Raw genomic sequence first — 24719 nt, forward strand, 5'->3', positions numbered from 1 at the left:
TTGGGGTCAGAGGTCGGGGTTGTTGCCCAACCAGTTCAGGTCGGCGCCGCGCAGGCTGCGGTCAACACGCAGGGCGTACTTGCCCTTGTGCGTGCCGTACTGGCATTCAAAGACGGGCACCCCGTCGACGTGCGTGGTGATGGTGGGCGCGCGGTCGAGCTCGATGAAGTCGCCGACCTGCATGGCCAGCAGCTGCTCCACCGTGGCCTCGGTCTTGGCGAGTTCGGCCACCATGGTCACTTCGGCGGCCTGGATCTCGTGGCTGAGCAGCTTGACCCAGCGGCGGTCGACCTCGATGGCGTCGCCCTGCACGCTGGAATACAGCACGTCGCGGATCGGCTCCAGCGTGGCGTAGGGAATGCAGATGTGCAGCGAGCCGGTGAGGTCGCCGATCTCCAGCGTGAAGCTGGTGGAGACCACGATCTCGCTCGGCGTGGCGATGGTGGCGAACTGCGGCTGCATCTCCGAGCGCTGGTAGGCCAGTTCGATCGGGTAGACGCCGCGCCAGGCTTTCTTGTATTCCTCGGCGATGACCTCGACCAGGCGGTTGATCACGCGTTGCTCGGTGGGCGAGAAATCGCGGCCTTCGATGCGGGTGTGGAACTTGCCGTTGCCGCCGAACAGGCTGTCGATCACGCCGAACAGCAGCGTGGGCTCGCACACCACCAGGCCGTTGCCGCGCAGCGGGCGGATGGCCATGATGTTGAAGTTGGTGGGCACCACCAGCTCGCGCAGGAAGGCGCTGTACTTTTGCACCTGCACGCCGCCGACCGAGATCTCCGGGCTGCGGCGGATGAAGTTGAACAGGCCGAGGCGCAGGTTGCGCGAGAAGCGCTCGTTGACGATCTCCATCGTGGGCATGCGCCCACGAACAATGCGTTCCTGGCTGGAGAGGTTGTAGTTGCGGATGCCGCCTTCGGGCACCTCGTCCTTGGCGAGCTTCTGGCTCTCGCCCGTCACGCCTTCCAGGAGGGCGTCGACTTCTTCCTGTGAGAGAAACGAATCGGACATGGCCTCGTTACCTCGTGTGCGTTGTCACTGCACGATGAAGCTGGAGAAGAGCACGGCCTGCACCGGGTTGGGCGGTGTACGGCGCTTCTTCTTTTTCTTGCCGTCTTCTTCGTCCGCGTGCGGATCGTCCACCTCGTAGCCCATGGTCTCGGAGACGGCGGCAATGATGTCCTTGTTGAGCTTTTCCTTGCCCTCGCCACTGAGCACCTCTTCGCTGGTGCGCTTGGACAGCAGCATCAGCACCTGGCTGCGCACGCTGGGCATGAAGGCTTTGACGGCGTCGCCGGTGGCGGCGTCCTGCAACTGCAGTGTCAGACCGATCTGGATGTAGCGGTTGCCACCGGGGTCGGCCAGGTTGACCACCATGTTCTCCAGCGGCAGGAAGGTGGGCGCGTGCTTGGGGTCGACGTGCTTGACCTCGGCGGGGTGGTCTTCCTCGTCGGCGTATTCGTCGTCGGCGGTGTTCTTCTTCAGGATGAACAGCGCACCGCCCGCGCCGGCGATGGCCAGCACCAGCACGCCGATGATCACGAACAGCAGCTTCTTGCCCTTCTTCTTCGGGGCGGCATCGGCGGTATCGGCGGTGGCGGCAGCGGCGGACATGGGCTTCCCCTATCGGTGGCGCACGCCCACATGGCGTGCAACATGAAAGGGATTGTGGGAGTCACCCCCCACCGCCGTTCGCTGGAAAAGCGCGGGAAAACGCGCTTATTCCCGCGCTCGGAACGCGCTCAGATGAAGAGGTCCAGCCCGCCGCTGGTGGCCGATCGGGCGGCCGGTGCCCGGGGCGCCGGGGTGGCGGCCGGGCTTTCGTCGGCGCCGCGGCGGATGGTCGGTGCCGGTTGGGCGACAGACGCGTCGCGCTGGCGTTCCTGTTGCTGCTGGGCACCCACCGACACCTCGCCGAGTTGCAGGCCGCCTTGCTGCAGCCGCTCGCCGAGCGCGGCCTGCGCCTGCTCGCGCAGGGCGTCGCGGGTGCCGGCGTCGTCGGTGCGGATGTCCAGGCGCAGTTCGTCGCCGCGCAGGGCGAGCTGGATGTCGATGGCCTGGGCGGCTTCCTCGCCCACGCGCAGGCTGGCGTGGCGCAGGCCGTGTGCGCCGGCCCAGTGCTGCACGTCCACGCTGTCGGGGTCGTTGACGTTGGCGTTGTAGGGGTCGTTGGACGGGTTGCTGTCGTCGTGCGCGCCAGCGCCGTGCTGTGACCCGCCGCTGTCGCTGCCCATGCCGCCGGACAGATCGCCAGAGAGGTCGCCCGACAGGCCGCCCGATGACGTGCCATCACTGCTGGCGCTGACCGCGCCGAGGGCGCTGTGCCGGGCTTCGCCCGGTCGCAGCTCCTCGCCTTGTCGCACCTCGTCGGCCATGGCCTGGGCACGGGCCGCCATGGCGGCGCCATGCGGGCTGGTGGTGGTCTGCGCGAAGCGGGCGTCCATGGTCACGGTGCTGCGCACCGAGGTCGCCACCGGGGCGGCGTCACTGCTTGGGGCACCGCGCGTCCAGCGCATGGCGGGCAGGTCGTTGGCGCCGGCAACGCCGCGTGGGGTCGCGGAGGCGGCGGCACCGGGGGCGGCGGTCTGGGCCGCGCGGGTGGCCGCGACCTGCCAGCTCACGCTGTTGCCGCGCACCGGCGTGGCCGGGGTGCTGTTGGCCAGGGCATCGGGGGCCTTGGCGGTGGGGGTGTCCGTTCGCGGTTCGTCGTGCGCCAGGTCCAGCGCCTGGGCGTCGGTGGCGGGCACGTCCTTGGCGTCTTTGCCTGCCTTGGTAACAGTTGTGGGGTCGCTCGGCGTCGCGTCCGATGTGGGCTTGGTCAGACCGGGGGCCTGCCACATCAACAGGGCGGCCAGTGGGTTGTCGGTCGGGGCGCTGGCGTCGTCGTCCTGGGCATCGGTGCTGGCGAGCACGGTGTCACCGGGCTCCGAGCCGTCCACCGGCGCGGCATCGGCCGCCAGGGCCAGCAGGGTCGAGAACAGGTCGGCCGGCCCCTGCCGCTTCTCGTGCGGGTTGGCCTGGGCAGGGCGGGCCTGGCCGGCGGCGTTGGCGTGGCTGGGCGCGCTGGAGGAGGGGGTGGCGGACGTGGTCATGAGGACATCGGTTGAAAACTGCTGTCGTTGTCGAGACGGCGGCGGTGGGCGTTCTGGGCCATCTCGTCGGTGTGCTTCTGGTCGCGCCGTTGCAGCTGCTGCAGCCAGGTCTGCATCTGGCGCGCGGCGACCTTGCGCAGGCTGGCCAGTTCGCGCTCGGCTTCGATCACGATGCTTTGTGCCTGTTCGACCTGCTGCACGCGCTCACTCAGCACGTTGTGCTGGAAGGCGATGGCGTGGTCGAGCTTGGCCATGAACTGGCGGTGGTGCATGAGCAGCGCCACGTCGACACCGCTGGCACCACGCTCGCTCCAGCGGCGCTCGGCCTCGCCCACATAGCCGGTGAGCTGGTCCATCTGGGCCTGCGCCTGCTGGTGCTCGCCGCGCAGGCGCGCGAGCTGACCCAGGGCTTCGTCGCGCCGGCGCTCGGCCAGCTCGATGACTTTGTTCAGTTGCTGGGCCGGCGCGCTCATGCATTGCCCTCATAGGGGTTGTGCTGCGTGCGGCCGCCGCGCGTGGACGACTGCGGCTGGGCGTGGCCGCTGCCGGGCTGGCCGGGCTTGTCCTCCTTGAGGGCGGTCTGCAGCGCACGCAGGCTGTCGCTCAATGGGGCAGCTTCGTTCATGTCCTGCATCAGGAAACGTTGCAAGGCGGGATAGAGCACGATGGCGCGATCGGTCTCCGGGTCGCTGCCGGCCACGTAGGCACCGAGCTGGATCAGGTCGCGGCTCTTCTGGTAGCGCGAGTAGTTCGCGCGGAACTTGCGGGCCAGCTCCAGGTGACGGGGGCCGGCGACGTTGTGCATCACCCGCGAGGCCGAAGCCTCGACGTCGATGGCGGGGTAGTGACCCGATTCGGCCAGCGCCCGCGACAGCACGATGTGGCCGTCCAGGATGGCGCGCGCGGCGTCGGCGATCGGGTCCTGCTGGTCGTCGCCTTCGCTGAGCACGGTGTAGAACGCGGTGATCGAGCCACGGCCGTTGAGCCCGTTGCCGCTGCGCTCGACCAGCTGCGGCAGCTTGGCGAAACACGATGGCGGGTAGCCTTTGGTGGCGGGCGGCTCGCCAATGGCCAGGGCGATTTCACGCTGCGCCATGGCGTAGCGGGTGAGCGAATCCATCAGCAGCAGCACGTGCAGGCCTTCGTCGCGAAAGCTCTCGGCCACGGCGGTGGCGTAGCTGGCGCCCTGCATGCGCACCAGCGGCGGCGCGTCGGCGGGGGCGGCCACCACCACCGAGCGGCGCCGGCCTTCCTCGCCCAGGATGTCTTCGATGAATTCCTTGACCTCGCGGCCGCGTTCACCGATCAGGCCGACCACGATGACATCGGCCTTGGTGTAGCGCGCCATCATGCCCAGCAGCACGCTCTTGCCCACGCCGGAGCCGGCGAACAGGCCCAGCCGTTGACCGCGGCCGACGGTGAGCAAAGCGTTGATCGAGCGCACACCGGTGTCCAGCGATTCGCGCACCGGGTCGCGGTCCATGGCGTTGAGCGGCGCGCGCTCCAGCGGCGCCACGCGCACATTGCGCAGCGGTCCCTGGTGGTCCAGCGGCTGGCCGTGGGCGTCGACCACGCGGCCGAGCAGCCCGCGCCCCATGGGCAGGCTGAGCACGCTGCGGTCGGATGGCGAGGGCGGCGGGTTGGCGTGGCCCACGCGCGGCACGGTGCGGTAGGGCGGCAGCGGCGTCACGCTGGCGCCGCTGGCCAGGCCATGCACGTCGCCGGCCGGCATGAGAAAGGCGCGGTCCTTGGAAAAGCCCACCACCTCGGCCAGCACCGGCGCCTTGTGGCCGTTGTCGATCAGGCATTGCGAGCCCACCGGCACACGCAGGCCCACGGCCTCGAGCACCAGGCCGGCGAGTTTGGTCAGTGTGCCGCGCACCTCCAGCGGCGTGGCGACCTTGGCGCTGGTGCGCAGGTCGTCCATGAAATGGCCCCAGCGGCTGGGGGTGTCGTCGAAGGTGCTGTCGGGCATGTCCGTGGGGCGTTTGGCGTTGGGCGTTGTGCGTAAGTCGTCCGAGATCAAACCTCGGCGTCGGCGGGGTTGAAGGGCGTGTTCAGGCCCAGGTTGCCGATGGCGCGCAGCCAGCGTTTCTCGACCGTGGCGTCGACCGAGTTGGTGCGCGCCTCGACCAGGCAACCGCCCGGGGTGATCGTCGGGTCGGCCTCGAATTCCGGTGGGTTGTCGCCCAGGGTCTCGAGCAGGGCGCCCTTCATCAACGCCAGATCGGCCGGGTGCATGCGCACGGTGGCGGGCGCACCGTCGTCGATCAGCTGGCCCAGCGCCTCGTGCACCACGGGCAGCAGGTGCATGGGTTGTTGCGAAAGTTCCTGGCGCAGCACCTGGCGCGCCAGGTCGCAGGCCAGCTCAAGGATGTGGCGCGAGATTTCCTGCTCGTTGTGCTTGAGGTGATCGCGGGTGTTGCGCAGCAGCTGCGCCATGCGCACCGCGGTCTCTTCGGCGGTGCGGCGCATGGTGGCCTCCATGGCGTCGCGCACCGATTGGGCGCCGGCGTCGTGGCCGTGCTGGAAGCCTTCGTTGTAGGCACTCTGGCGCACGTCGTCCATGTGCGCGGCCGCCGCGGAGAGCGTCTCTTCGGTCGGCAGACTGGGCGTGTTGTCGCTGCCGTCGACGGCGGCGAACTGCCAGGCCGCCACGCCGTCGATCTCCTCGCGCGGGATGAAGCGCGAGTACGGGTCGTTCTTGGGTCGCTGACTCATTGAGGGATCTCCCGCCAATCACCTGAGCAGATGGAGGGCATGGGTCGAAGCGAGGGACACCGCGGAACCGGCTTTGCCGGGCCGCTGGTGTCGCCCCCTTGAGGGGGTCGCGCGAAGCGCGGCGGGGGTGCGTTCTTCATACGAAGGCCTCTTCCTCGCCGCCGCCGCCGATCATGATCTGGCCTTCGTCGGAGAGGCGGCGCACCACCTTGAGGATGTCCTTTTGCTGCGTCTCCACCTCGGACAGGCGGATCGGGCCGCGGGCGTCCAGGTCTTCGCGCAGGGCTTCGGCGGCGCGGGTGGACATGTTGTTGAACACCAGTTCGCGCAACTCGGCACTGGCGCCCTTGAGGGCCACCACCAGCTGGTCGGTGGCCACTTCCTTGAGGATGAGCTGCATGGCCTTGCCGTCGAGCTTGAGCAGGTCCTCGAAGATGAACATCTTGTCCATGATCTTCTGGGCCAGCTCGGCGTCGTGATCGCGGATCGCCTCGATGACCGAGCTTTCGATCTGCGTGCCCATCATGTTGATGATCTCGGCGGCGGTCTTCACGCCACCCATCGAGGCCTTGCGGATCTTGTCGCCGCCGGCCAGCACCTTGTAGAGCACCTCGTTGAGGTCCTTGAGGGCGGTCGGCTGGATGCCTTCGAGCGTGGCGATGCGCAGCATCACCTCGTTGCGGCCACGATCGGTGAAGTGCTTGAGCACCGAGGACGATTGCTCGGACTCCAGGTGCACCAGGATGGCGGCCACGATCTGCGGGTGTTCGTTGCGCAGCAATTCGGCGATGGACAGCGGGTCCATCCATTTCAGGCTCTCGATGCCGGAGACGTCGCCACCCTGCAGGATGCGGTCGATCAGCAGCGCGGCCTTGTCGTCGCCCAGTGCGCGCTTGAGCACCGAACGCACGTAGTTGTCGGTGTCGGACACCAGCAGGCTTTGCGACGAGGCGGTGCTGGTGAAGCGCAGCATCACCTGATCGACGCGGTCGTGCGACACCGCACGGGTGCGCGCGATGGTCTCGCCCAGCTTCTGCACTTCCTTGGGGCTGAGGTGCTTGAACACCTCGGCCGCTTCCTCTTCGCCCAGCGACATGAGGAAGATCGCGGCGTCCTGTACGCCCTGGTCATCCATGCTCATGGTCGTTCTCTCCCTGGGGCGTCAAGCGGCGGCTTCGCCGTTGACCCAGCCCTTGACGATGTTGGCCACGGCGGCCGGGTTTTCCAGTGCCAGGCGCTTGGCGTCGGCAATGCGTTTCTGTTCGGGTGAATCCTCGGCCGGCGTGGGCTGCGGCAGCCCCGGGCGCTCCGGTTCCTCGTTGAGGATGGCGTTGAGCGGCGTGACCTCGCGCACCGGGGCCGGCGGCGCCTTGAGCAGCTTGAGCACCGGACGCACCATGCCCATGAAGACGACCAGGCCCAGCACCACCATGCCGGCTGGGAAGGCCATGCTGCGCGCCAGGTCGAGCGTGTCGGCCTGTTGCCAGAAGGGCACCGCCTCTGGCTCGGGCAGCTTGACCTCGTTGAAGGCGGCGTTGACCAGGTTGACCGAGTCGCCGCGCGTCTGGTTGAAGCCGATGGTTTCGCGCACCAGCGCGGTCATCTGTTCGAGCTGTGCGGGCGGAATCGGGTTGGTGATCGCCTTGCCGTTCTTGTCGATGACGGTCTTGTGGTTGACCACCACCGCCGCGCTGATGCGGCGCACGTTGCCCGTGGCTTCGCGCACCACGCGCACGGTCTTGTCGACCTCGTAGTTCACCACCGACTCGCGTCGGCTGGCGCCGGGCTTGTCGGTGCCGCCCTGGCCGCTCACGCCGACCGGCGCGGCCGAGCCGTTGATGGGCGACTGGCCGGTGGCGGGCGGCTGGTTGCTGACCGCACCGGGCACGCCGGCCGGCTGGGCGCTGGCGCCCGAGCTGTCTTCGATGAGTTGCTGACTGCGCACCGCGCTGGGCTCGTTGCCCTGGTTGGGGCGGTGCTGCTCGGAGGTCATCTCGGCCTGCGAGAAGTCGATGTCGGCGCTGACCTGGGCCTTCACGTTGCCCACGCCCACCAGGGGTTCGAGGATGTCCAGGATGCGGCGGGTGTAGGTCTGCTCCAGCTGCTGGGTGTACTGCAGCTTCTGCACGTCGGCGGCGGCGTTGTCCTGGCCATCGGGCGGGTTGGACAGTAGCTTGCCCTGGTCGTCGACCACGCTGACCGCCTTGACGTTCATCTCGGGCACGCTGCTGGCCACCAGGTGCACGATGCCGGCCACCTGGGCGCGGTCGAGCGAGCGGCCGGGGTAGAGCGTGAGCAGCACCGAGGCGCTGGGTTTCTGTTGTTCGCGGAAGAAGCCGTTCTGGTTGGGCAGCGCCAAGTGCACGCGCGCGGCCTGCACCGAGGCCAGCGACTGGATCGAACGCGTCAACTCGCCTTCGAGGCCCCGCTGGAAGGTCAGTCGCTCCTGGAACTGGGTCATGCCGAAGCGGTTGTTCTCCATCAGCTCGAAGCCGCTGACCGAACCCTTGGGCAGGCCTTGCGAGGCCAGACGCAAGCGGGTGTCATGCACCTTGTCGGCCGGCACCATGATGGCGCCGCCGCCTTCCGAGTACTTGTAGGGCACGTTCATCTGTGAGAGCTGCGCCACGATGGCACCGCCGTCCTTGTCGCCCAGGTTGGTGTAGAGCACGCGCCAGTCGGGCTGGCGGCCCATGAAGAAGAAGGCCAGCGCGATGCCCAGCAGGGCCAGCGCGCCCAGCCCCAGCTTGACCTTCTGGCCGGCGTCCAGGCGGGCGAAACCGTCCATCAGCGCGTTGGTGCGCACGGGCTGGATATCGAGTTCGGCAACGGCGGTGGTGCTCATGGTGGTTTGGTCAGAGGGCACGGAGGGCCCCCGAATGCGAACGAGTATCCCGGCCCCCCCGAACGTTCATTCCCGAAAAAAGGCGCTGTTATGGCCCTTTATTTCCCGCCCGGGCTGCCGAGGGGGTCCCTACGATCGGGCCCTGTCTGAGCTTGCCGACCCCAGGAGCCCCCCATGGACATGCGCCTCTCCCCCCTGACCAGCCAGAGCCTTGCCAACACCGGCGCGCTCAAGCGCCCTGCCGCGGGCACGGCCGCTGCGGGCGGCACCGGCGCGGCCTTCGCCGACAACCTCAAGTCGGCGCTCAATTCGGTCAGCCAGGCCCAGAACAAGGCCAGCGAGATGCAGACCCAGGTCCAGTTGGGCAACCCCAATGTCAGTCTGGAAGAAACCATGATCGCCATGCAAAAGGCGCAAATCGGCTTCCAGAGCGCGCTGCACGTGCGCAACCGGCTGGTGCAGGCCTACACGGATGTGATGAACATGTCGGTCTGATGGCCGCGCTCATCCGGTCGCCAGAACAGGCCGTGGTTTCACACGCTTTTCGCGGTTTGCAGGGGTGCACGCGTTCCTAGCATGTGCTTCATCCGTCAACCAGAAGGAGGCAAAAGATGGATCTGGAAAGTTCGGTCGCCAAGCATGGCGAGTGGAAGATGAAGTTGCGTGGTGCGATCAATCGCCAGGAGACGCTGGATGCCACCTCGATTGGTAGCGATCACCGGTGCGAGCTGGGTCAGTGGTTGCATGGAGACGCCAGGAAACAGTACGGCTCGCTCAAGAGCTATGCCACCTGTGTGGCCCGCCACGCCGAATTTCACGCCGAAGCCGGCAAGGTCGCCAAGGCCATCAACGCCAAACGCTTTGGAGAGGCCGAGACGATGATTGGCGCGGGCTCGGCCTACGCCCAGGCGTCCAGCGCCGCCAGCGTGGCGATCCTTGCGCTCAAGAAAGAAGCGCGCATGTGACCCATCGGGCCGCTCGGCGCCGCCCTGGCGCCGCGTGCGGCCGGAATCACGGTGACCCGGCCTTACGGCCGAGGACGCCGGTGCAGCCTGGAACCCAGGCGGGTGTGCGGCTCACTCAGGCCGCGAGCGCCGATGCATTGAACGAATGGGTCGGCCGACGCCTGACCCCTGATGCACCTCCCCGACCTTGAAGCCTGCCTGCAGCAGGCCGCCCAGCAATCGTGCGTGTTGGCCGTGCTGCGCCACCCCGAGCACGAGGGCATGTGGACCATCGCGCTCGACGGGGCGACGGCCCTGCACGCCGAATGGGACGCCCCCAAGGGGTGGTTGCGCCTGTGGGCCGAGCTGGGTCCGCTGGCCGACCGCCAGCGCCTGGGATCGGTGCAGTCGCTGATTGCGCGCTACGCCGCTGCGGTGGAGCGTTCGCGCATCGGCCTGGGGCCCGGAAACACCTACGAGCTGTACAGCCACTGGCGCGTCGACCTGCGTTGCCCGGAACACCTGGCGGCGCTGTTTGACGAACTGGCGCCGGTGGTGGCCACCTGGCGGGAGATTCTGGCCAGGCCACCTGGCGTTCGCCCACCGCCGGCCTCGGTCGACCATGGGCTGACCGACATGCGGCAGCGTTTCATGGTGTGAGTTCGCCAGGCAGGGAACCCGGGCGCCCCCGGTGCCACTCAGAGCGCAATCACCTGCGCCAGCAACCGGCCGGCACCGGTGTCGAACCCTTCAGCAGACCCAGCATGTCTCCCTCCGATCTCGAACCTTGCCTGCGACGCGCGGCCCAGTTGTCGGGTGCCCGCGCGCTGGTGCCCGCCGCCGTCGCTGGTGGCGCCTGGGCGGCCCTGTTCGACGACGCGTCGGCGCTGAAGCTCAGCTGGCAACCCGGGGCGGAGCAACTGGCGCTGTCGGCCGAGATCGGCCAGATGGCCGATGGGCCCGGGCGCGATGTGGTGCATGGTCTGCTGGCACGGTTTTCGGCGGCCTTCGACCCCTTGCGCATCGGCTTCGACGCCGACGACGTCTACAAGCTCTACGCCCACTGGGACATCGACCTGCACCACCCTGAGGCGCTGGCGGCCCTGATGGACGAGCTCAGGCGCCTGTCGCTGCAGTGGCAACTGGTTCTGGCGCAACCGCCCCGCGTTGAGTCTGCGTCCGACGGCCAGGGCGCTGCTCAGGCGCAGGCCTATCTGTATTTGTGATCCCTTTGAGTCTCCGGAGCTTCACCATGTCCCGCATTGCTTACCAGCGTCCCGTGGTCAATACAGGCTACAAGGCCACCTCGACAAAGCTGGCGCAATCCCAGTTCCACAGCGACGGCGAGGTTCACCCGGACCCTCCTCAAGACGTCGTCTACGTCAAACAAGGTGCCTCACTCGAAGGGCTCCACCTGCACCCGGCGGCAGAGCCGCTGACGCAGCGCCAGGAGACTGCGCAGAAGACGCTGGCGAGCCTTTTTGCACGGCGCTGAGACCCGACAACTGCAGGGCGCACTGGCGCACTGGCGTGGTCGCCAGCCGCCTTGAAACCGTCGGTCGGTGCGGGCGGCCCCGCCCGGCCGCTTGGGCGTTGCATCCCGCGGGGGCATGGACAGAATGGGTGGGCTCATACCTCCATCTGTACAAGCCCCTGCCCATGTCGGTCTTCATCCGCTTCGAGCGCCCGGTCGACGTCGACGCCATCCACGCGTTGACCGCGTCGGCCTTTCGAGACGCCCCGCACAGTGGGCAGACCGAGCCCTTCATCGTGGACGGCCTGCGCAATGACCACGCGCTGACCCTGTCCATGGTGGCCGACGATTCGGGCGAACTGGTGGGGCATGTGGCGGTGTCACCCGTCCGGCTGGGCGACGGCAATGCCCGGTGGTACGGATTGGGTCCGGTCTCAGTGGCACCGGATCGCCAGGGCGAAGGCCTGGGCAGCCGCCTGGTGCGCGCTGCCCTGACCCGCCTTAAGGAAGACGGCGCAGCGGGCTGCGTGGTGCTGGGCGAGCCCGCGTACTACGCCCGCTTCGGCTTTCGCGTTGGCCTGGGGCCGGTGCTGCCGGGCGTCCCGCCGGCGTACTTCATGGCGCTGCCGTTTGGTCAGGCAGTGCCCGCCGGTGAGGTGAGCTACCACCCGGCGTTCGCTGCCGGCGCGCCCGTGACCTGAGCTGCGCTGAACGCCGGAGCCTTCGGCAGGGTCTGGCCAGTGTCTCGCGCGGCGACCACAATGGCCGTCCACCGCCACCGGAGACTGCCCATGGATGCCGACACCCTGCGATCGCTGCAGGCGCCCCTGAAGGCGCGCTACAAGACCTCACCCGAACAGGCGCGCATCACGCTAAAGGCCGAGGGCCGCATGGGCGAGGGCATCAGTTGCAACGTGCAGACCGGCCAGGCCCTGGTGGCGGCCGGCCTTCACCCCGCCACCGGTGGCAGCGGCTTGCAGGCTTGTTCGGGCGACATGCTGCTGCAGGCCCTGGTGGCCTGTGCGGGTGTCACGCTCAATGCGGTGGCCACCGCCCTGGGCATTGCGCTGCGCGACGCGCGGGTCGAGGCCGAGGGTGACCTGGACTTTCGCGGCACCCTGGGCGTGGACAAGGCAGCGCCCGTGGGCTTCGATGCGATCCGGCTGCGTTTCGTGATCGACAGCGACGCCGACGACGAGCAGCGTGCCACGCTGTTGCGCCTGACCGAGCGCTACTGTGTCGTCTTTCAGACCCTGGCCCATCCACCGGTGCTCAGCGCCACCCTGACCTCGCCATGACACCGCCGACCGCCACCACCCTGACAGCCGCTGCCCTGGTGCCCTTGCTCGCCTGGCGGGTGCACAGCCGCTTTCGGCGCGCGGTGGGTCGCCAGCGCCTGAGCCGATACCGCGCACCCATCACGTTCACCATCTATGCCCTGCTGCTGTCGGCGGTGGTGCGTGCCTGCTGGGCGCAACCGACCCCGTTGCTGGCGCTGAGCGCCAGTCTGCTGGCCGGCGCGGGCCTGGCTCGGCTGGCCTTTGCGCGCACGCAGTTCGAGGCCACCCGCCAGGGCCTGTTCTATGTGCCGCATGCGCCCATTGGGCTGGCCTTGGCCAGCCTGTTCCTGCTGCGCCTGCTGTGGCGGCTGGTCGAGGTGTTCTGGCTTGCGCCGCAAGCGCCCCACCACTGGAGCGACTTTGTGCAAAGCCCACTGACCCTGGGCAGCCTGGGCCTGGTTGCCGGCTACCAGGTGGCCTACACGGCGGGCCTTGCGCATTGGCGCTGGCGCGTGCTGCGCGCCAGGCGGCGGCGCGAGCAGAGTGGTGCGGACTGAGCGGGCAGTGGGTCGCCGTGTCGGTGCAACCGCCCCCGGTGGCCTGTTCAATGCGGCGGATGCCGGGGCGCGAACTGGCCCGGATCGTAAAAAAACTGCTCGCGCAGGATGAGGTCGCCCCGCCATTGCTGGTAGGCCAGTTCCTCCAGCTCGCGCACCGAGCCATCGGGCAGCTCGAAACGGAATCGCCAGCGGATCACCACGTGGTCACCATTGACGAAGACCGGCCCCACACACCACGACTGCACCGAGCGTGTGGCGGCCATGGCCCTGGCTTCGTGCGCCACCAGGGCGTCACGGCCAACGCGCGGCGGCAGCGTGTTCTCCTGCATGGAGGCGTCAGGGGCGTAGAAGGTCTCGATGGCTTCTACGTGGGCGTTGCTTTCGACGCAGGCGATGAAACGCTGCAAGGCGGTGTCACTGGGCATGGGGTCAAGCGGGCGGGTGGCGAAGCGGCCATTGTCAGCACGTGGCCATGACCCGGTGCCGCCCCATGACAAACGGCCCCGTAGGGCCGCTTGTTATTGTGTGTACAGCGCTCAGTGCGTGGGTGCCGGGCTGGACTTGTCGAAGATGCTGGCCAGGTCGTTGAGCCAGGGTTCGGCCAGGCAGCGGATCTCGGCGTCGGTGCGCAGGATGCGCTGCATGATCTTCGCCTTCTCCTTGCGCTCGTCGGCGGCGAGATCGCTGTCGCGCGACTTGAAGCGCAGTTGCGCGATCAGGACGGCGCACGCGCCTTCGAGGCGGACCACCTGGTCCCAGTCCTCGGCCTGAGCGGCGGCGAGCATCTGCTCGCTCGTGCGCTCGATGGCCTTGTAGTAGTCGATGAGCTGGTGCGCCATGTTCATGCTCCCGCCAGCGCCTCTTCGCGAATCTGTTGCCACGAAGCCGACACCGGCTCGATCAGCGCCACCACTTCGGCCAGCAGCTTGCTGTCGTTGTTGAGATTGGCCAGCGTCAGGCGGTGGGCGCAGTAGGTGTAGAGCATGCGCAGGTTCACCGCGAGCTCGCCACCGCGTGCTTCGTCCACGCCGGCCAGCAGGCCTTCGTCGAGGATGCGCAGGGCCTTGCCGATCTGTTCGCCCTTGGTGGACAGCTCGCCACGCTCCAACGCGATCTGCGCCTTGCTCAGCGATTGCAGCAGGCCGTCGAAGAGCAGTGAGATGAGGTGGTGGCGGTCGGAAGCCTGGACATCGGTTTCCACCGCGACACGGCGGTAGGCGCTGGCGGCTCGGGTGCTGACGGAGGTGAACATGGCGTCGGTTCCTTGCATCTGATACCTGTCTGTATCGGCAACCGCCTGCGGGACTGTAGGCGGCGCGTCGACGGTGATGCGCGGTTTCAACGATGCGTTCACGAGCTGGAGCTCCACAGCGCGAGCTGCTGCGAAACGAAGCTGCCCAGGGCGCTGTATTGCGCCACCGTGGTGTCGAGCGAGGAGAACTGTGCCAGCAGACGCGTCTGGGCGCGATCGGCGCGGTCGTTCACGCGATCCTGCTCGTCCTGGTTGCGCGTCTTCTGCTTGGCCAGGGCATCGGTCTTTGTCGAGATCTGACCATCGCTGGCGAGCAATCCGTCGGTGAAGGCCTTGACCTTGACGCCAAAGCCGCGCAGCGTGGCGTCGGCGTTGTCGGCGGTGAACAGGCTTTGCAGGCCTTCGAGGTTGCCGTTGATGGCCTCATCGAGTTTGGTGGTGTCGATCTTGAGCTTGGCACCCGTGCTGCTCTCGGTCGAGATGCCAACGTCAAGCAGACGCGAGAACGGCGTGCTGCCGGTCACCGAACGCATCATCGAGCGCAGTGCGTTCTGCAGGCCCACGGTGGTGCCGTCGCCTTGCAGAGGACCGGCCGTCTTGCTGTCGGCGTCGTACTTCACCGCGTTGCTCAGCGTGTCGTTGATGGTGTTGTACGCATCGACGAAGGCCTGCAGCCGCTTCTTGATTTCTTCGGTGTCCGTCTTGACTTCAAGCTCCACCGGTTCGGTCGTCACCTGGCTGAGCGTGATCGTCAGCCCGGGCAAGGTGTCGGTGAGCTTGTTGCTGGCCGAGGTAATGGCCACGTTGTTGATGGTGGCCTGGGCGTTGAGAGCGCCCTGGGTGAGTGACATGCCACCGGTGGCGGTACCGGGGTCGTAGGCCAGGCGCGACAGACCGCTGGCGTCGGCGTTGTTGCCGTCGTCGTCGCTGACCTGGATGCGAAATGCCTGCTCTTCGCCGGTGTCTTTGGATCGCACCAGCAGCCGTTCGCCGCTGGCGTCGCGCAGCACGGTGGCCGTCACACCAGCGCCGGCCTGGTTGATCTTGCCGGCGATGGTGCTGAGCGTGTCGCTGGCGCCGACGCTGACGTTGACTGGCGAGCCATTGCCGGTGAAGGTACCGCCCGACCAGCCACCGACCTCGATGCTGAGCGTGCCGCTGCCCATGGGCGTGTCGTTGGCCACGGCCACCGACGCTGTCGATTGCGCCTTGGCCAGCTGCTGCACCTCGATCGACAGACCGCCAGGGGCGGCGGTGGTGCCGGCCGTCACGCTGACGGCGCTGGTGTTGGACGAGGTCGCGGTGTAGACACCCCAGGCCGAGGTGGTGGACAGCTTGGCCGCCGCATCACCGAGCGCAGCGAACTGGCTCTTGATGGTGCTGTAGGTGGAGATGCGCGTCGTGATGGCGCTGGCCTGCGTCTGCAGGTTGGTCAGCGGCGCGCGCTCGAGCGCGACGAGCTGCGAGACGATGCTCTGCACGTCGATGCCGCTGCCAATGCCAGGAGAGGAGATGGCCATGATCGATCAGCCTTTCACACGATGGACACAGCGCACTCGGTGGAAGACGCTGTGTGCATCCTGCGATGCACGAAACGGCGGGAGCGCTTTCGCGCCGCCGCCGCCTCGGGAGCGGCCACCCCGGTGGGGATGGCCGCCGTACCGCCTGCCGCGATCAGCGCAGCAGGGCCAGCACGTTCTGGGGAACCTGGTTGGCCTGGGCCACCATGGCGGTACCCGCTTGCGTGAGCACCTGGGTACGCGACAGGTTGGAGGTTTCCTGGGCGAAGTCGGCGTCCATGATCCGGCCACGGGCAGCGGCCTGGTTCTCGGAAGCGATACGCAGGTTGCTCACCACCGATTCAAAACGGTTCTGCACGGCACCCAGCGTGGCGCGCGAGGTGTTGGCCGTGTCCAGCGCGGTGTCGATGGCGCCCAGGGCGGTCGTTGCGTTGGCAGCGGTCGTCACGTCACCAGCGATGGTCACAGCGGCGGTCGAGGCCACGGCGATGGTGTCGCCGCTGTTGGCGCCAACCTGGAAGGTGTACGAAGCGCCGAACACGTTGGCACCGTTGAAGCGGGTGCTGGAGCCCAGGCGGGTCACTTCAGCGGTCAGTTGCTGGAATTCGGCGTTGAGGTTGGCGCGGTCGCCGGTGCCGTTGGTGCCGTTGGCTGCCTGCACGGCCAGGTCACGCATACGCAGCAGGGCGTCGCTGACCTTGCCCAGGGCGCCGTCGGCGGTCTGTGCGAAGGAGATGGCGTCGTTGGCGTTGCGGATGGCCACGTTCATGCCACGCTCTTGAGCGCTCATGCGGGTGGCGATCGACAGGCCAGCGGCGTCGTCTTTCGAGCTGTTCACACGCAGGCCGGAAGACAGGCGCTGCATCGAGGTGGCCAGCGAGCCCTGGTTGGTGGCCAGGTTGCGCTGAGCGTTCAGGGACATCACGTTGGTGTTGATGGCGGTCATGACTAACTCCTAAAAGAGATTGAGGATGCAATCCGGCATTGCTGCCAATCAGTTGCCGGCGAAGCCGCCGGCGGCCTTGACCGGAGCGCCTGCCTTTGCGTCGGTGCAACCGCTTTGTCGGTCACTGCCTCTGCGCTGGCCCTTGCTAGCCGGACGACGAACCCCTTTTGAAGTTCGTTGAGTCCAATTTCGGAGGGGTGTGGAAATTCTTTAGCCCTTCGCACAACCCAAATGCTTGATAAGGCCTGTGCGCACCCCCCAGTTCCGGTGCCCCTGCTGTATCGGCAGGGCGGAACCTTCCCTACGAACCGTTGATCGCGCCAGCGCGCCCGTACGCGCGTAGGAAGGCATTTATGAGAACCAAAGATGTAGGCGCTGCGCTGACAAACGCTACCGGTTCTCCCGACACGTTGCACAGCGTTTTACCGATTCAAGTTTCTTCACCGCTCGACACAATTCCTCACATCGGGTCTCGCAAAGCCTTCTGGCAGCAAAACCCCCCACCTGAGGATGTGAAGGAGCAAGTGATGGACAGCGAACAACTTCTGGCCGAGATCCGCGAAGCCAACCTGACGTACCTGATGCTGGCGCAGAACCTGATCCGCAAGGATCGCGCCGAAGCCCTGTTCCGACTGGGCCTGACCGAAGAAGCCGCCGACCTGCTCGGCATGCTGTCGACGGCTCAGCTGCTCAAGATCGCCTCCAGCAACATGCTGCTGTGCCGCTTCCGTGTGGACGACGACCTGGTGTGGAACCTGTTGACCAGCCACAACGTGAAGAAGGTCGACAACAGCACCACGACCCAGCTGCACGCCAGCATCCTCATGGCCGGCCGTTACGCCGAGTCCATGGCCGCTACCGCCCACTGATCTCTTCCTCTACCGCGCAGGAGCCCCACCATGGCCGCAGGCAAAAGCATCCTCAACGAATCGCGTGACATCGAGCGCGCGGTGGCCTTGATCCAGCTGGGCGCACGCCTGCAGGTGCTGGAGTACGAGACCAGCCTTTCCTATGAGCGCCTGCTTCGCCTGTACAAGGAAGTTGCCGGCAAGAGCCCGTCGAAAGGCCAGTTGCCCTTCTCGACCGACTGGTTCCTGACCTGGCAGCCCAACATCCACGCCTCGCTGTTCCTCAACATCCACGAGTACCTGTCCAAATCGACCGAACTCGAAGAAATCGACGCCGTCATCAAGGCCTTCCGCCTGTACAGCGAACAGATGACGGCCAGCGCCATCGAGCCCCTGCTGTCCATCACCCGCGCCTGGCGCCTGGTGAAGTTCGTGGACAACGGCATGCTCACGCTGACCAAATGCTCTTGCTGCGGTGGCCAGTTCGTCACCGAGCCCTATGAAAACGCCCGCCACTTCGTCTGTGGCCTGTGCCAGCCGCCGGCACGCGCCGGCAAGGGCTCCAGCGCCAACTCGCTGCGCCTGCACTGACAGCAATCACCCTCGCCTCAAAGCGTGAAAAGGGCCCCTACAGGGGGCCTTTTTTCGTTTCTTGGCGGTCTTCATCCCACCTAGAGTTGGCCGATAAGTTCTGCAATGACCCCGGCGGGATGTCCCGTCAGGCCCACCCATTCCACCAACCAAGAACATGTTCGTCATCATCGGTTTCCTGGTATCGATGGCCTGCATCTTCGGGGTGTTCATCGCCCACGGGGGCAACATCAGCGTGGTGTTGCACGCGCTGCCGTTCGAGATCACCACCATCCTCGGCGCTGCCCTGGGTGCCTTCATCATCAACAACCAGATGAAGGTGGTGAAGGCCTCCTTCAAAGGCATGGCCGGCTGCTTCAAGGGCAGCCATTTCACCAAGGATCGCTACATGCAGATCCTGGCACTCCTGTACGACCTGCTGCAAAAGGCCCGCAAGGAAGGCCTGATGGCGATCGAACAGGATGTCGAAAACCCCGACCAATCGCCGGTCTTCAAGAAGTACCCGACGATCGCTGGCGATCACCACGTTGTCGAGTTCATCACCGACTACCTGCGCATGATGGTCTCGGGCAACCTCAACGCCCACGAGATCGAGTCCCTGATGGACAACGAAATCGAGACCCACCACCAGGAAGCGCACGCGCCGGTGGCGGCCATCGCCCGCCTGGCCGGTGGCCTGCCGGCCTTCGGCATCGTGGCCGCCGTGCTGGGTGTGGTCAACACCATGGGTTCGGTCGGCCAACCACCAGCGGTGCTGGGCGGCATGATCGGCTCGGCCCTGGTCGGTACCTTCCTTGGCATCTTGCTGGCCTATGGTGTGTTCGAACCCATCGGCGGCCTGATGGACCAGAAGGTCGAAGAGGCGGGCAAAGAACTCATCTGCATCAAGACCACCTTGCTGGCCAGCATGCAGGGTTACGCACCGGCCACTGCGGTCGAGTTCGGCCGCAAGGTGCTGTTCAGCGACGTGCGCCCGTCGTTCTCCGAGCTGGAGAACCACGTGAAGGGCAAGAAAGCATGATCACAACGCAGACCTTTCTGCGTGCCAGGGGCTCCCGTCACGGGGCGCCGCGGAACTGGCTTTGCCAGGCCGCTGGCGCCGTCCCCCCTCAGGGGGGATCGCGCGCAGCGCTGCAGGGGGGTGTCTAAATGGCGGGCAACGGCAAGGCGCTTCAGCCCATCATCGTCAAGCGCATCAAGAAGGGCGGTCACGCGGCCCATGGTGGTGCGTGGAAGATTGCCTACGCCGACTTCGTGACGGCCATGATGGCCTTCTTTCTGTTGATGTGGCTGCTCGGCTCCACCGCCAAGGGCGAGCTCGAAGGCATTGCCAGCTATTTCTCCAACCCGGTGAAGGTGTCGCTGATGGGCGGCAACGGCTCGGGCAACAGCAACAGCATCATTCCCGGCGGCGGTCGCGACCTCTCGTCGGCCTTTGGTCAGCGCGATTCGGGCGACACCGAGCGCACCACCAAGGAGCTGGGGGCGCAGATGTCGCGCGCCGACATGGCCCGCAAGGAACAGGAGCGCATCGACGCGCTCGAGAGCAAGATCAACGCGCTGATCGCCGGCAACGAGAAGCTGGGCGAATACCGCTCGCAGATCCGCATGATCAAGACGCCCGACGGCCTGCAGATCCTCATCGTGGACGCGCAGAACCGGCCGATGTTCGACACCGGCAGTGCGCTGCTCAAGCCTTACATGCAGGACATCCTGCGCACCATCGGCGGCAGCCTGGGCGATGTGGAGAACCGCATCGCCATCACCGGCCACACCGACGCACTGCCGTTTGGCAACGGCGATCGGGGTTACAGCAACTGGGAGCTGTCGGCCGAGCGTGCCAATGCCTCGCGCCGCGAACTGGTGGCCGGCGGCCTGCCCGACGACAAGCTGCGACGGGTGGAGGGCCTGGCGGCCAGCGTGCCCTTGCTGCCCGACAAACCCTATGACCCGTCGAACCGCCGCATCAGCATCCTGATCATGTCGCGCGACTACGAAGACCGCATGTTCCCGCCCGCCCTGCCAGCTGCGCCGGTGCCTGGCGCGGAGCCCGGCGTGCCCGACACACCGGCCGCTGCTGCGCCAGCTGCCACGGAGGGGCCGGTTTCCATCGTCCCGCCCCTACAGATTTCCGCCAACCTGACGAAACCCCCTGAGACGAGCCACGACCACGGCGGCTCGAAACATTGACCCAACCCTCCCGCGGAGGCAGCCATGTCCACGCCGATGAAATTCCTGATCGTTGACGATTTCTCCACCATGCGCCGCATCGTGCGCAACCTGCTCAAGGAGATCGGTCACGCCGACGCCGACGAGGCCGAAGACGGCGCCATTGCCCTGGGCAAGCTCAAGGCGGGCAACTTCAACTTCGTCGTCACCGACATCAACATGCCGAACATGAACGGCTTCGAGTTGCTGGCGGCGATCAAGCAGGACGAGAAGCTCAAGCACCTGCCGGTGCTCATGGTCACGGCCGAAGCCCGCAAGGAAGACATCGTGCTGGCGGCGCAGAACGGCGCGGCGGGCTACATCGTCAAGCCGTTCACCAAGGCCACCCTCGAAGAGAAGCTCGCCAACATCTTCAAGAAACTGGGCCTGTGAGCCGGAGGCGTCGATCATGAGCGACAACAACGAAGCCTCGACCAGCAGTCCGGACATGTTCCGCAAGCTGGGTGGCATCACGCGCCAGCTGCACGACGCGCTCAAGGAGCTGGGCTATGCCGACAAGCTCCAGGGCACAGTCGAACAACTGCCCGATGCGCAAAGCCGCCTGTCCTACATCGCCCGCCTGACGGGTGAAGCCGCCGAGAAGGTGCTCAGCCAGGTGGAAGAGGGCAAGCGCGAACAGGAACAGCTCGCCCAGCGCGGCCGCGAACTGGCCGACACCATCAAGCGCGTGCCCGCGCTGGCCAAGGCCATGCCCGAGCTGCTGGAGTGGTCCAACGACGTGGTGAGCCTGGCCGAGAAGACCGACACCCGCCTGACCGAAATCATGATGGCGCAGGACTTCCACGACCTCACCGGCCAGGTGATCAAGCGCGTGGTGGACCTTGCCGGCACGATAGAAGAACAGCTGCTGGCGCTGCTGCTCGAGTCCGCGCCGTCCGGCCAACCCGGCCAGGACAAGGCGTTTGAACTGGCCGGCCCGGTGGTCGATGCCGTCGGCCGCACCGATGTGGTGACCGACCAGCAAGGCGTGGACGACCTGCTGGCGAGTCTGGGCTTCTGACCCCGCGGCGCCTCGCGCCTCCACCTTGAAAAGGGGGTCACACCAGCGGCCCGGCAGAGCCGGTTCCGTGGTGTCCCTGGTGGTGGGAATGTGCTGGCGGAATAGGCCGGTTTCCCCCCGCCTTATCGCCCTTTAGTTTTTCCGCTCGCTTTCCACAATCAGGCTCACTTACCCGAGCCTGATCCATGGATTCGTCCAGCCAAGACAAAAACCTGCCAGCCACCGCGCAGCGCCTGAAGAAGGCGCGCGACGACGGCCAGGTTGCGCGCTCCAAAGACCTGACCCACCTCACGGTGCTGGGCGGGGGCATGGCGGCGCTGTTTGCACTGGCCCCGCTGGGCTTTTCGCGCATGCGCGAGGCACTGGCCCTGCAGCTGCACTTCGACAACGCCAGCGTGCGCACGCCCGAGCTGATGCTGCAGCGCCTGGTGGATACGGCCGGTATGGGCCTGATCCTGGTGCTGCCCCTGGGCCTGCTGATGGCAGTGCTGGTGGTGACCTCCATCGTGGCTGCGGGCGGCTACGCCTTCAGCACCAAACCGATCGAGCCCAAGCTGGACAACCTCAGTCCGCTCAGCGGGCTCAAGCGCCTGTTTTCGCGCCAGCAACTGGTCGAGACCGCCAAGCTGCTGGTCATCACCGCCGTCATCCTGTTGGTGGCGGCCCAGTTTCTGAGCAGCCACGCCGAAGCGTTTTCCACCCTGCTGATGCGCCCGCTCGAAGCCGGCATCGGCCAGCTCGCGCAATGGCTCATGCTGGGCGTGGGCCTGTTGCTGCTGGTGGTGGGCGTGGTGGCTGCCATCGATCTGCCGACGCAGCGCGCCCTGCACAAGCACAAGCTGCGCATGTCGCACGATGAAGTGCGCCGCGAGCACAAGGAAGCCGAAGGCGACCCGCACGTCAAAGGCAAGCGTCGCCAACGCCAGCGCCAGCTTGCGCAGCGCAACAGCATTCGCGCCGTGCCCAAGGCCGACCTGGTGGTGATGAACCCGACCCACTATGCCGTCGCCCTGCGCTACGACGAAGCCACCATGGCCGCGCCGCGCGTGATCGCCAAGGGCGCCGACCTCATCGCCTTGAAGATCCGCGACGTGGCCAAGGCCAACGCCGTGCCGGTGCTGCAGTCGCCCATGCTGGCGCGTGCGCTCTACGCCAACGCCGAGATCGACCAGGAAATCCCCGGCGCGCTCTTCACCGCCGTGGCCCAGGTGCTGGCCTGGGTCTATCAGCTCAAGGCCGCCATGCGGGGCGAGGGCGTCATGCCCGCCGATCCGCTGCCGCAGGTGCCGCCCGAGCTTGATCCGCATTTCAAGAAACCCGCTCAGGAGTCTGAGGAATGAACTTCTTGCAGCAATGGCTCAAGCGCAATGGCGCCGTCGCCGGGGCGCTGGCCGCCCCCATGCTCGTGATGACGGTGCTGGCCATGATGGTGCTGCCGCTGCCGCCCTGGCTGCTGGACACCTTCTTCACGCTCAACATCGCGCTGGCGCTGATGGTGATGATGGTGGCCGCGCACATGAAGCGCCCGCTGGACTTCTCGGTCTTCCCGACCGTGCTGCTGCTGACCACCTTGTTGCGCCTGTCGCTCAACGTGGCCTCCACCCGTGTGGTGCTGCTCGAAGGCCACACCGGCCCGGGCGCGGCCGGCGCTGTGATCGAGTCCTTCGGTCACTTCCTCATCGGCGGCAACTTCGCCGTCGGCCTGATCGTCTTCATCATCCTGGTGGTCATCAACTTCGTGGTGATCACCAAGGGCTCCGAGCGCATTGCCGAGGTGTCGGCGCGCTTCACCCTGGACGCCATGCCCGGCAAGCAGATGGCCATCGACGCCGACCTGGGCGCGGGCCTGATCGACGAGAAAGAGGCCAAGCGCCGCCGCGCCGAGGTGGGCGAAGAGGCCGAGTTTTTCGGCTCCATGGACGGTGCCTCCAAGTTCGTGCGCGGTGACGCTGTCGCCGGCATCCTGATCCTGATCATCAACATCATTGGCGGCTTTGCCATCGGCATGGCGCAGCACGGCCTGTCGGCCGGACAGGCCGCCGACAACTACATCCTGCTGGCCGTCGGCGACGCGCTGGTGGCGCAGATTCCCGGCCTGCTGATCTCGGTTGCGGCCGCCATGGTGGTCTCGCGCGTGGGCAAGGACGAGGACGTGGCCGGCATGGTCGCGCGCCAGATGTTCATCTCGTGGCGCGTGATGGCGATTGCCGCCTCGGTGCTGTTCCTGCTGGGCGTGATCCCGGGCATGCCGCACATCTTCTTCCTGATGTTCGCGGCACTGCTGGGTGGCCTGGCCTGGTGGCGCCGCCAGCAGGATCTGGCGCCCAAGCCGGTCGAGAACGCACCCGCCACGCCCGCCAACGACGGCGAGGCCACCTGGGACGATCTGCAACCGGTGGACCTGCTCGGCCTCGAACTCGGCTACCGCCTGCTGTCGATGGTGGACAAGAACCGCCAGGGCGACCTGCTCACCCGCATCAAGGGTGTACGCAAAAAGTTCGCACAGGACGTCGGCTTCCTGCCCCCAGCCGTGCATGTGCGCGACAACCTCGAGCTGCGCCCCAGCGCCTACCGCATCACCCTGCGTGGCGTGGTGGTGGGCGAGGGCGAAGTCCACCCCGGCCTATGGCTGGCGATCGACCCGGGCGGCACCGGTGTGCCCCTCATCGGCACCCCCACCACCGACCCCGCGTTCGGCCTGCCCGCGCACTGGATCGACGAGCGCCAGAAGGAAAACGCGCAAATGGCCGGTTTCACGGTGGTTGATTCCGAGACTGTGCTGGCGACCCATCTTTCACACTTGATGCAAGTCCAGGCGGCCAAGTTGCTGAGCCGGACCGAGACCCAGGAACTGGTCGAACACGTGACCCGCCTGGCCCCCAAGCTGATCGAAGAAGTCGTGCCCAAGATGATCTCCGTCGCTGCGTTCCAGAAGGTGCTGCAACTGCTCCTCGAAGAGGGCGTGCACGTGCGAGACATCCGCACCATCATCGAATCGATCGCGGAACACGCTTCCCAGATCACCGAACCCATCGAGCTGGCGCGCCGCGTACGCACCGCGCTGGCGCCGGCCATCGTGCAGCAGATCTACGGCCCGGTGAAAGAGCTCGAAGTCATCGCCATCGAGCCCGGCCTGGAGCGCCTGCTGATGCAGGCCCTGACCGGCAACAACGCCGGCGCGCTGGACCCCGGCGTGGCCGAGATGCTGAGCAAGTCCGCCACCGACATCGCCAACCAGCAGGAAGAAAAAGGCGTGCCCGCCTGCCTGCTGGTGCCCGACGCCATCCGCAGCGCCATGGCGCGCCTGCTGCGCCGCGCCGCGCCGCGCCTGCAGGTGCTCGCGCACAGCGAGATCCCCGAAACCCACCTTATCCGCATCGGCCCGATCCTGGGTCAGCTGGCGGCGTAGATATGAAA

Annotated in this window: 29 protein-coding genes; 16 read left to right on the plus strand and 13 right to left on the minus strand. The window is 66.8% G+C overall.

Features of this window, described 5'->3' with window-relative positions:
• Positions 1-6 precede the first annotated feature (6 nt).
• The 8 genes from fliM to fliF form a co-directional block, all read right to left on the minus strand.
• Entirely contained in the window at positions 7-1011 is a 1005-nt protein-coding gene (gene fliM / locus KF871_RS07180; RefSeq protein WP_291140078.1) for a flagellar motor switch protein FliM, read from the minus strand.
• 24 nt (positions 1012-1035) lie between these two features.
• Positions 1036-1614, minus strand: coding sequence for a flagellar basal body-associated FliL family protein (gene fliL, locus KF871_RS07185; RefSeq protein ID WP_291140080.1), 579 nt, complete (start codon positions 1612-1614; stop codon positions 1036-1038).
• A gap of 128 nt (positions 1615-1742) precedes the next feature.
• Positions 1743-3092: a flagellar hook-length control protein FliK gene (locus tag KF871_RS07190; protein WP_291140082.1), complete on the minus strand. Its 1350-nt coding sequence runs from the start codon at positions 3090-3092 to the stop codon at positions 1743-1745.
• Complete coding sequence (gene fliJ, locus KF871_RS07195) at positions 3089-3565, minus strand: flagellar export protein FliJ (RefSeq protein WP_291140084.1); 477 nt, start codon at positions 3563-3565, stop codon at positions 3089-3091. Before fliJ ends, KF871_RS07190 begins: the two co-directional genes overlap by 4 nt.
• Entirely contained in the window at positions 3562-5019 is a 1458-nt protein-coding gene (gene fliI / locus KF871_RS07200) for a flagellar protein export ATPase FliI (RefSeq protein WP_291140254.1), read from the minus strand. Before fliI ends, fliJ begins: the two co-directional genes overlap by 4 nt.
• Positions 5020-5114: 95 nt before the next feature.
• On the minus strand, positions 5115-5813 hold the full coding sequence (locus KF871_RS07205; RefSeq protein ID WP_291140086.1) for a flagellar assembly protein FliH: 699 nt from the start codon (positions 5811-5813) through the stop codon (positions 5115-5117).
• A 136-nt stretch (positions 5814-5949) separates the two neighbouring features.
• Positions 5950-6948: a flagellar motor switch protein FliG gene (fliG, locus tag KF871_RS07210; RefSeq protein ID WP_291140256.1), complete on the minus strand. Its 999-nt coding sequence runs from the start codon at positions 6946-6948 to the stop codon at positions 5950-5952.
• Between the two features lie 27 nt (positions 6949-6975).
• Positions 6976-8658: a flagellar basal-body MS-ring/collar protein FliF gene (gene fliF / locus KF871_RS07215; protein WP_291140088.1), complete on the minus strand. Its 1683-nt coding sequence runs from the start codon at positions 8656-8658 to the stop codon at positions 6976-6978.
• 174 nt (positions 8659-8832) lie between these two features.
• Between fliF and fliE the strand changes: the two genes are divergently transcribed.
• The 8 genes from fliE (at position 8833) to KF871_RS07255 (ending at position 12913) form a co-directional block, all read left to right on the plus strand.
• Positions 8833-9153 carry a flagellar hook-basal body complex protein FliE gene (fliE, locus tag KF871_RS07220; protein WP_291140090.1) on the plus strand — a complete coding sequence of 107 codons (321 nt, stop codon included), beginning with the start codon at positions 8833-8835 and terminating at the stop codon, positions 9151-9153.
• A gap of 116 nt (positions 9154-9269) precedes the next feature.
• Positions 9270-9623, plus strand: a complete 354-nt coding sequence (locus KF871_RS07225) for a CZB domain-containing protein (protein WP_291140091.1) — start codon at positions 9270-9272, stop codon at positions 9621-9623.
• A gap of 171 nt (positions 9624-9794) precedes the next feature.
• Positions 9795-10262 carry a hypothetical protein gene (locus KF871_RS07230; RefSeq protein WP_291140093.1) on the plus strand — a complete coding sequence of 156 codons (468 nt, stop codon included), beginning with the start codon at positions 9795-9797 and terminating at the stop codon, positions 10260-10262.
• Positions 10263-10366: 104 nt separating this feature from the next.
• Positions 10367-10828, plus strand: coding sequence for a hypothetical protein (locus KF871_RS07235; RefSeq protein WP_291140095.1), 462 nt, complete (start codon positions 10367-10369; stop codon positions 10826-10828).
• A gap of 26 nt (positions 10829-10854) precedes the next feature.
• A complete protein-coding gene (locus KF871_RS07240) occupies positions 10855-11097 on the plus strand; it encodes a hypothetical protein (protein WP_291140097.1) in 243 nt (80 codons plus the stop codon).
• Positions 11098-11261: 164 nt separating this feature from the next.
• Positions 11262-11777 carry a GNAT family N-acetyltransferase gene (locus tag KF871_RS07245; protein WP_291140099.1) on the plus strand — a complete coding sequence of 172 codons (516 nt, stop codon included), beginning with the start codon at positions 11262-11264 and terminating at the stop codon, positions 11775-11777.
• Positions 11778-11867: 90 nt separating this feature from the next.
• On the plus strand, positions 11868-12374 hold the full coding sequence (locus KF871_RS07250; RefSeq protein WP_291140101.1) for an OsmC family protein: 507 nt from the start codon (positions 11868-11870) through the stop codon (positions 12372-12374).
• A complete protein-coding gene (locus tag KF871_RS07255; RefSeq protein ID WP_291140103.1) occupies positions 12371-12913 on the plus strand; it encodes a hypothetical protein in 543 nt (180 codons plus the stop codon). Before KF871_RS07250 ends, KF871_RS07255 begins: the two co-directional genes overlap by 4 nt.
• A gap of 47 nt (positions 12914-12960) precedes the next feature.
• Here the strand turns inward: KF871_RS07255 and KF871_RS07260 are convergent, their stop codons facing one another.
• The 5 genes from KF871_RS07260 to KF871_RS07280 form a co-directional block, all read right to left on the minus strand.
• Positions 12961-13341, minus strand: a complete 381-nt coding sequence (locus KF871_RS07260) for a nuclear transport factor 2 family protein (RefSeq protein WP_291140105.1) — start codon at positions 13339-13341, stop codon at positions 12961-12963.
• 111 nt (positions 13342-13452) lie between these two features.
• Positions 13453-13755, minus strand: coding sequence for a flagellar protein FliT (locus KF871_RS07265; protein ID WP_291140107.1), 303 nt, complete (start codon positions 13753-13755; stop codon positions 13453-13455).
• 2 nt (positions 13756-13757) lie between these two features.
• Positions 13758-14168: a flagellar export chaperone FliS gene (gene fliS, locus KF871_RS07270; protein ID WP_291140109.1), complete on the minus strand. Its 411-nt coding sequence runs from the start codon at positions 14166-14168 to the stop codon at positions 13758-13760.
• 98 nt (positions 14169-14266) lie between these two features.
• The gene (fliD, locus tag KF871_RS07275; RefSeq protein WP_291140111.1) at positions 14267-15688 is read right to left on the minus strand and encodes a flagellar filament capping protein FliD; all 1422 of its coding nucleotides are present in this window, start codon (positions 15686-15688) and stop codon (positions 14267-14269) included.
• 154 nt (positions 15689-15842) lie between these two features.
• Positions 15843-16634, minus strand: a complete 792-nt coding sequence (locus KF871_RS07280; RefSeq protein WP_291140113.1) for a flagellin — start codon at positions 16632-16634, stop codon at positions 15843-15845.
• A 527-nt stretch (positions 16635-17161) separates the two neighbouring features.
• On the opposite strand from KF871_RS07280, the gene flhD reads away from it, so the two are divergent.
• The 8 genes from flhD (at position 17162) to flhA (ending at position 24711) form a co-directional block, all read left to right on the plus strand.
• Positions 17162-17503 (plus strand): flagellar transcriptional regulator FlhD, encoded by a 342-nt coding sequence (gene flhD / locus KF871_RS07285; RefSeq protein ID WP_291140115.1) that lies wholly within the window; start codon positions 17162-17164, stop codon positions 17501-17503.
• Between the two features lie 30 nt (positions 17504-17533).
• Positions 17534-18073 (plus strand): flagellar transcriptional regulator FlhC, encoded by a 540-nt coding sequence (flhC, locus tag KF871_RS07290; RefSeq protein WP_291140117.1) that lies wholly within the window; start codon positions 17534-17536, stop codon positions 18071-18073.
• Between the two features lie 157 nt (positions 18074-18230).
• Positions 18231-19094, plus strand: coding sequence for a flagellar motor stator protein MotA (gene motA / locus KF871_RS07295; protein ID WP_291140119.1), 864 nt, complete (start codon positions 18231-18233; stop codon positions 19092-19094).
• A 128-nt stretch (positions 19095-19222) separates the two neighbouring features.
• Entirely contained in the window at positions 19223-20263 is a 1041-nt protein-coding gene (gene motB / locus KF871_RS07300) for a flagellar motor protein MotB (RefSeq protein ID WP_291140121.1), read from the plus strand.
• 24 nt (positions 20264-20287) lie between these two features.
• On the plus strand, positions 20288-20674 hold the full coding sequence (gene cheY, locus KF871_RS07305) for a chemotaxis response regulator CheY (protein ID WP_291140123.1): 387 nt from the start codon (positions 20288-20290) through the stop codon (positions 20672-20674).
• A gap of 16 nt (positions 20675-20690) precedes the next feature.
• On the plus strand, positions 20691-21302 hold the full coding sequence (locus tag KF871_RS07310) for a protein phosphatase CheZ (protein ID WP_291140125.1): 612 nt from the start codon (positions 20691-20693) through the stop codon (positions 21300-21302).
• Positions 21303-21487: 185 nt separating this feature from the next.
• Entirely contained in the window at positions 21488-22642 is a 1155-nt protein-coding gene (locus KF871_RS07315; protein ID WP_291140127.1) for a flagellar biosynthesis protein FlhB, read from the plus strand.
• Positions 22639-24711 (plus strand): flagellar biosynthesis protein FlhA, encoded by a 2073-nt coding sequence (gene flhA / locus KF871_RS07320; protein WP_291140129.1) that lies wholly within the window; start codon positions 22639-22641, stop codon positions 24709-24711. The genes KF871_RS07315 and flhA overlap by 4 nt, the downstream gene beginning before the upstream one ends.
• Positions 24712-24719 lie beyond the last annotated feature (8 nt).

Origin of the sequence: Hydrogenophaga sp. (genome assembly GCF_019635465.1) — a bacterium.
In the GTDB taxonomy this organism is placed as follows: domain Bacteria; phylum Pseudomonadota; class Gammaproteobacteria; order Burkholderiales; family Burkholderiaceae_C; genus Hydrogenophaga.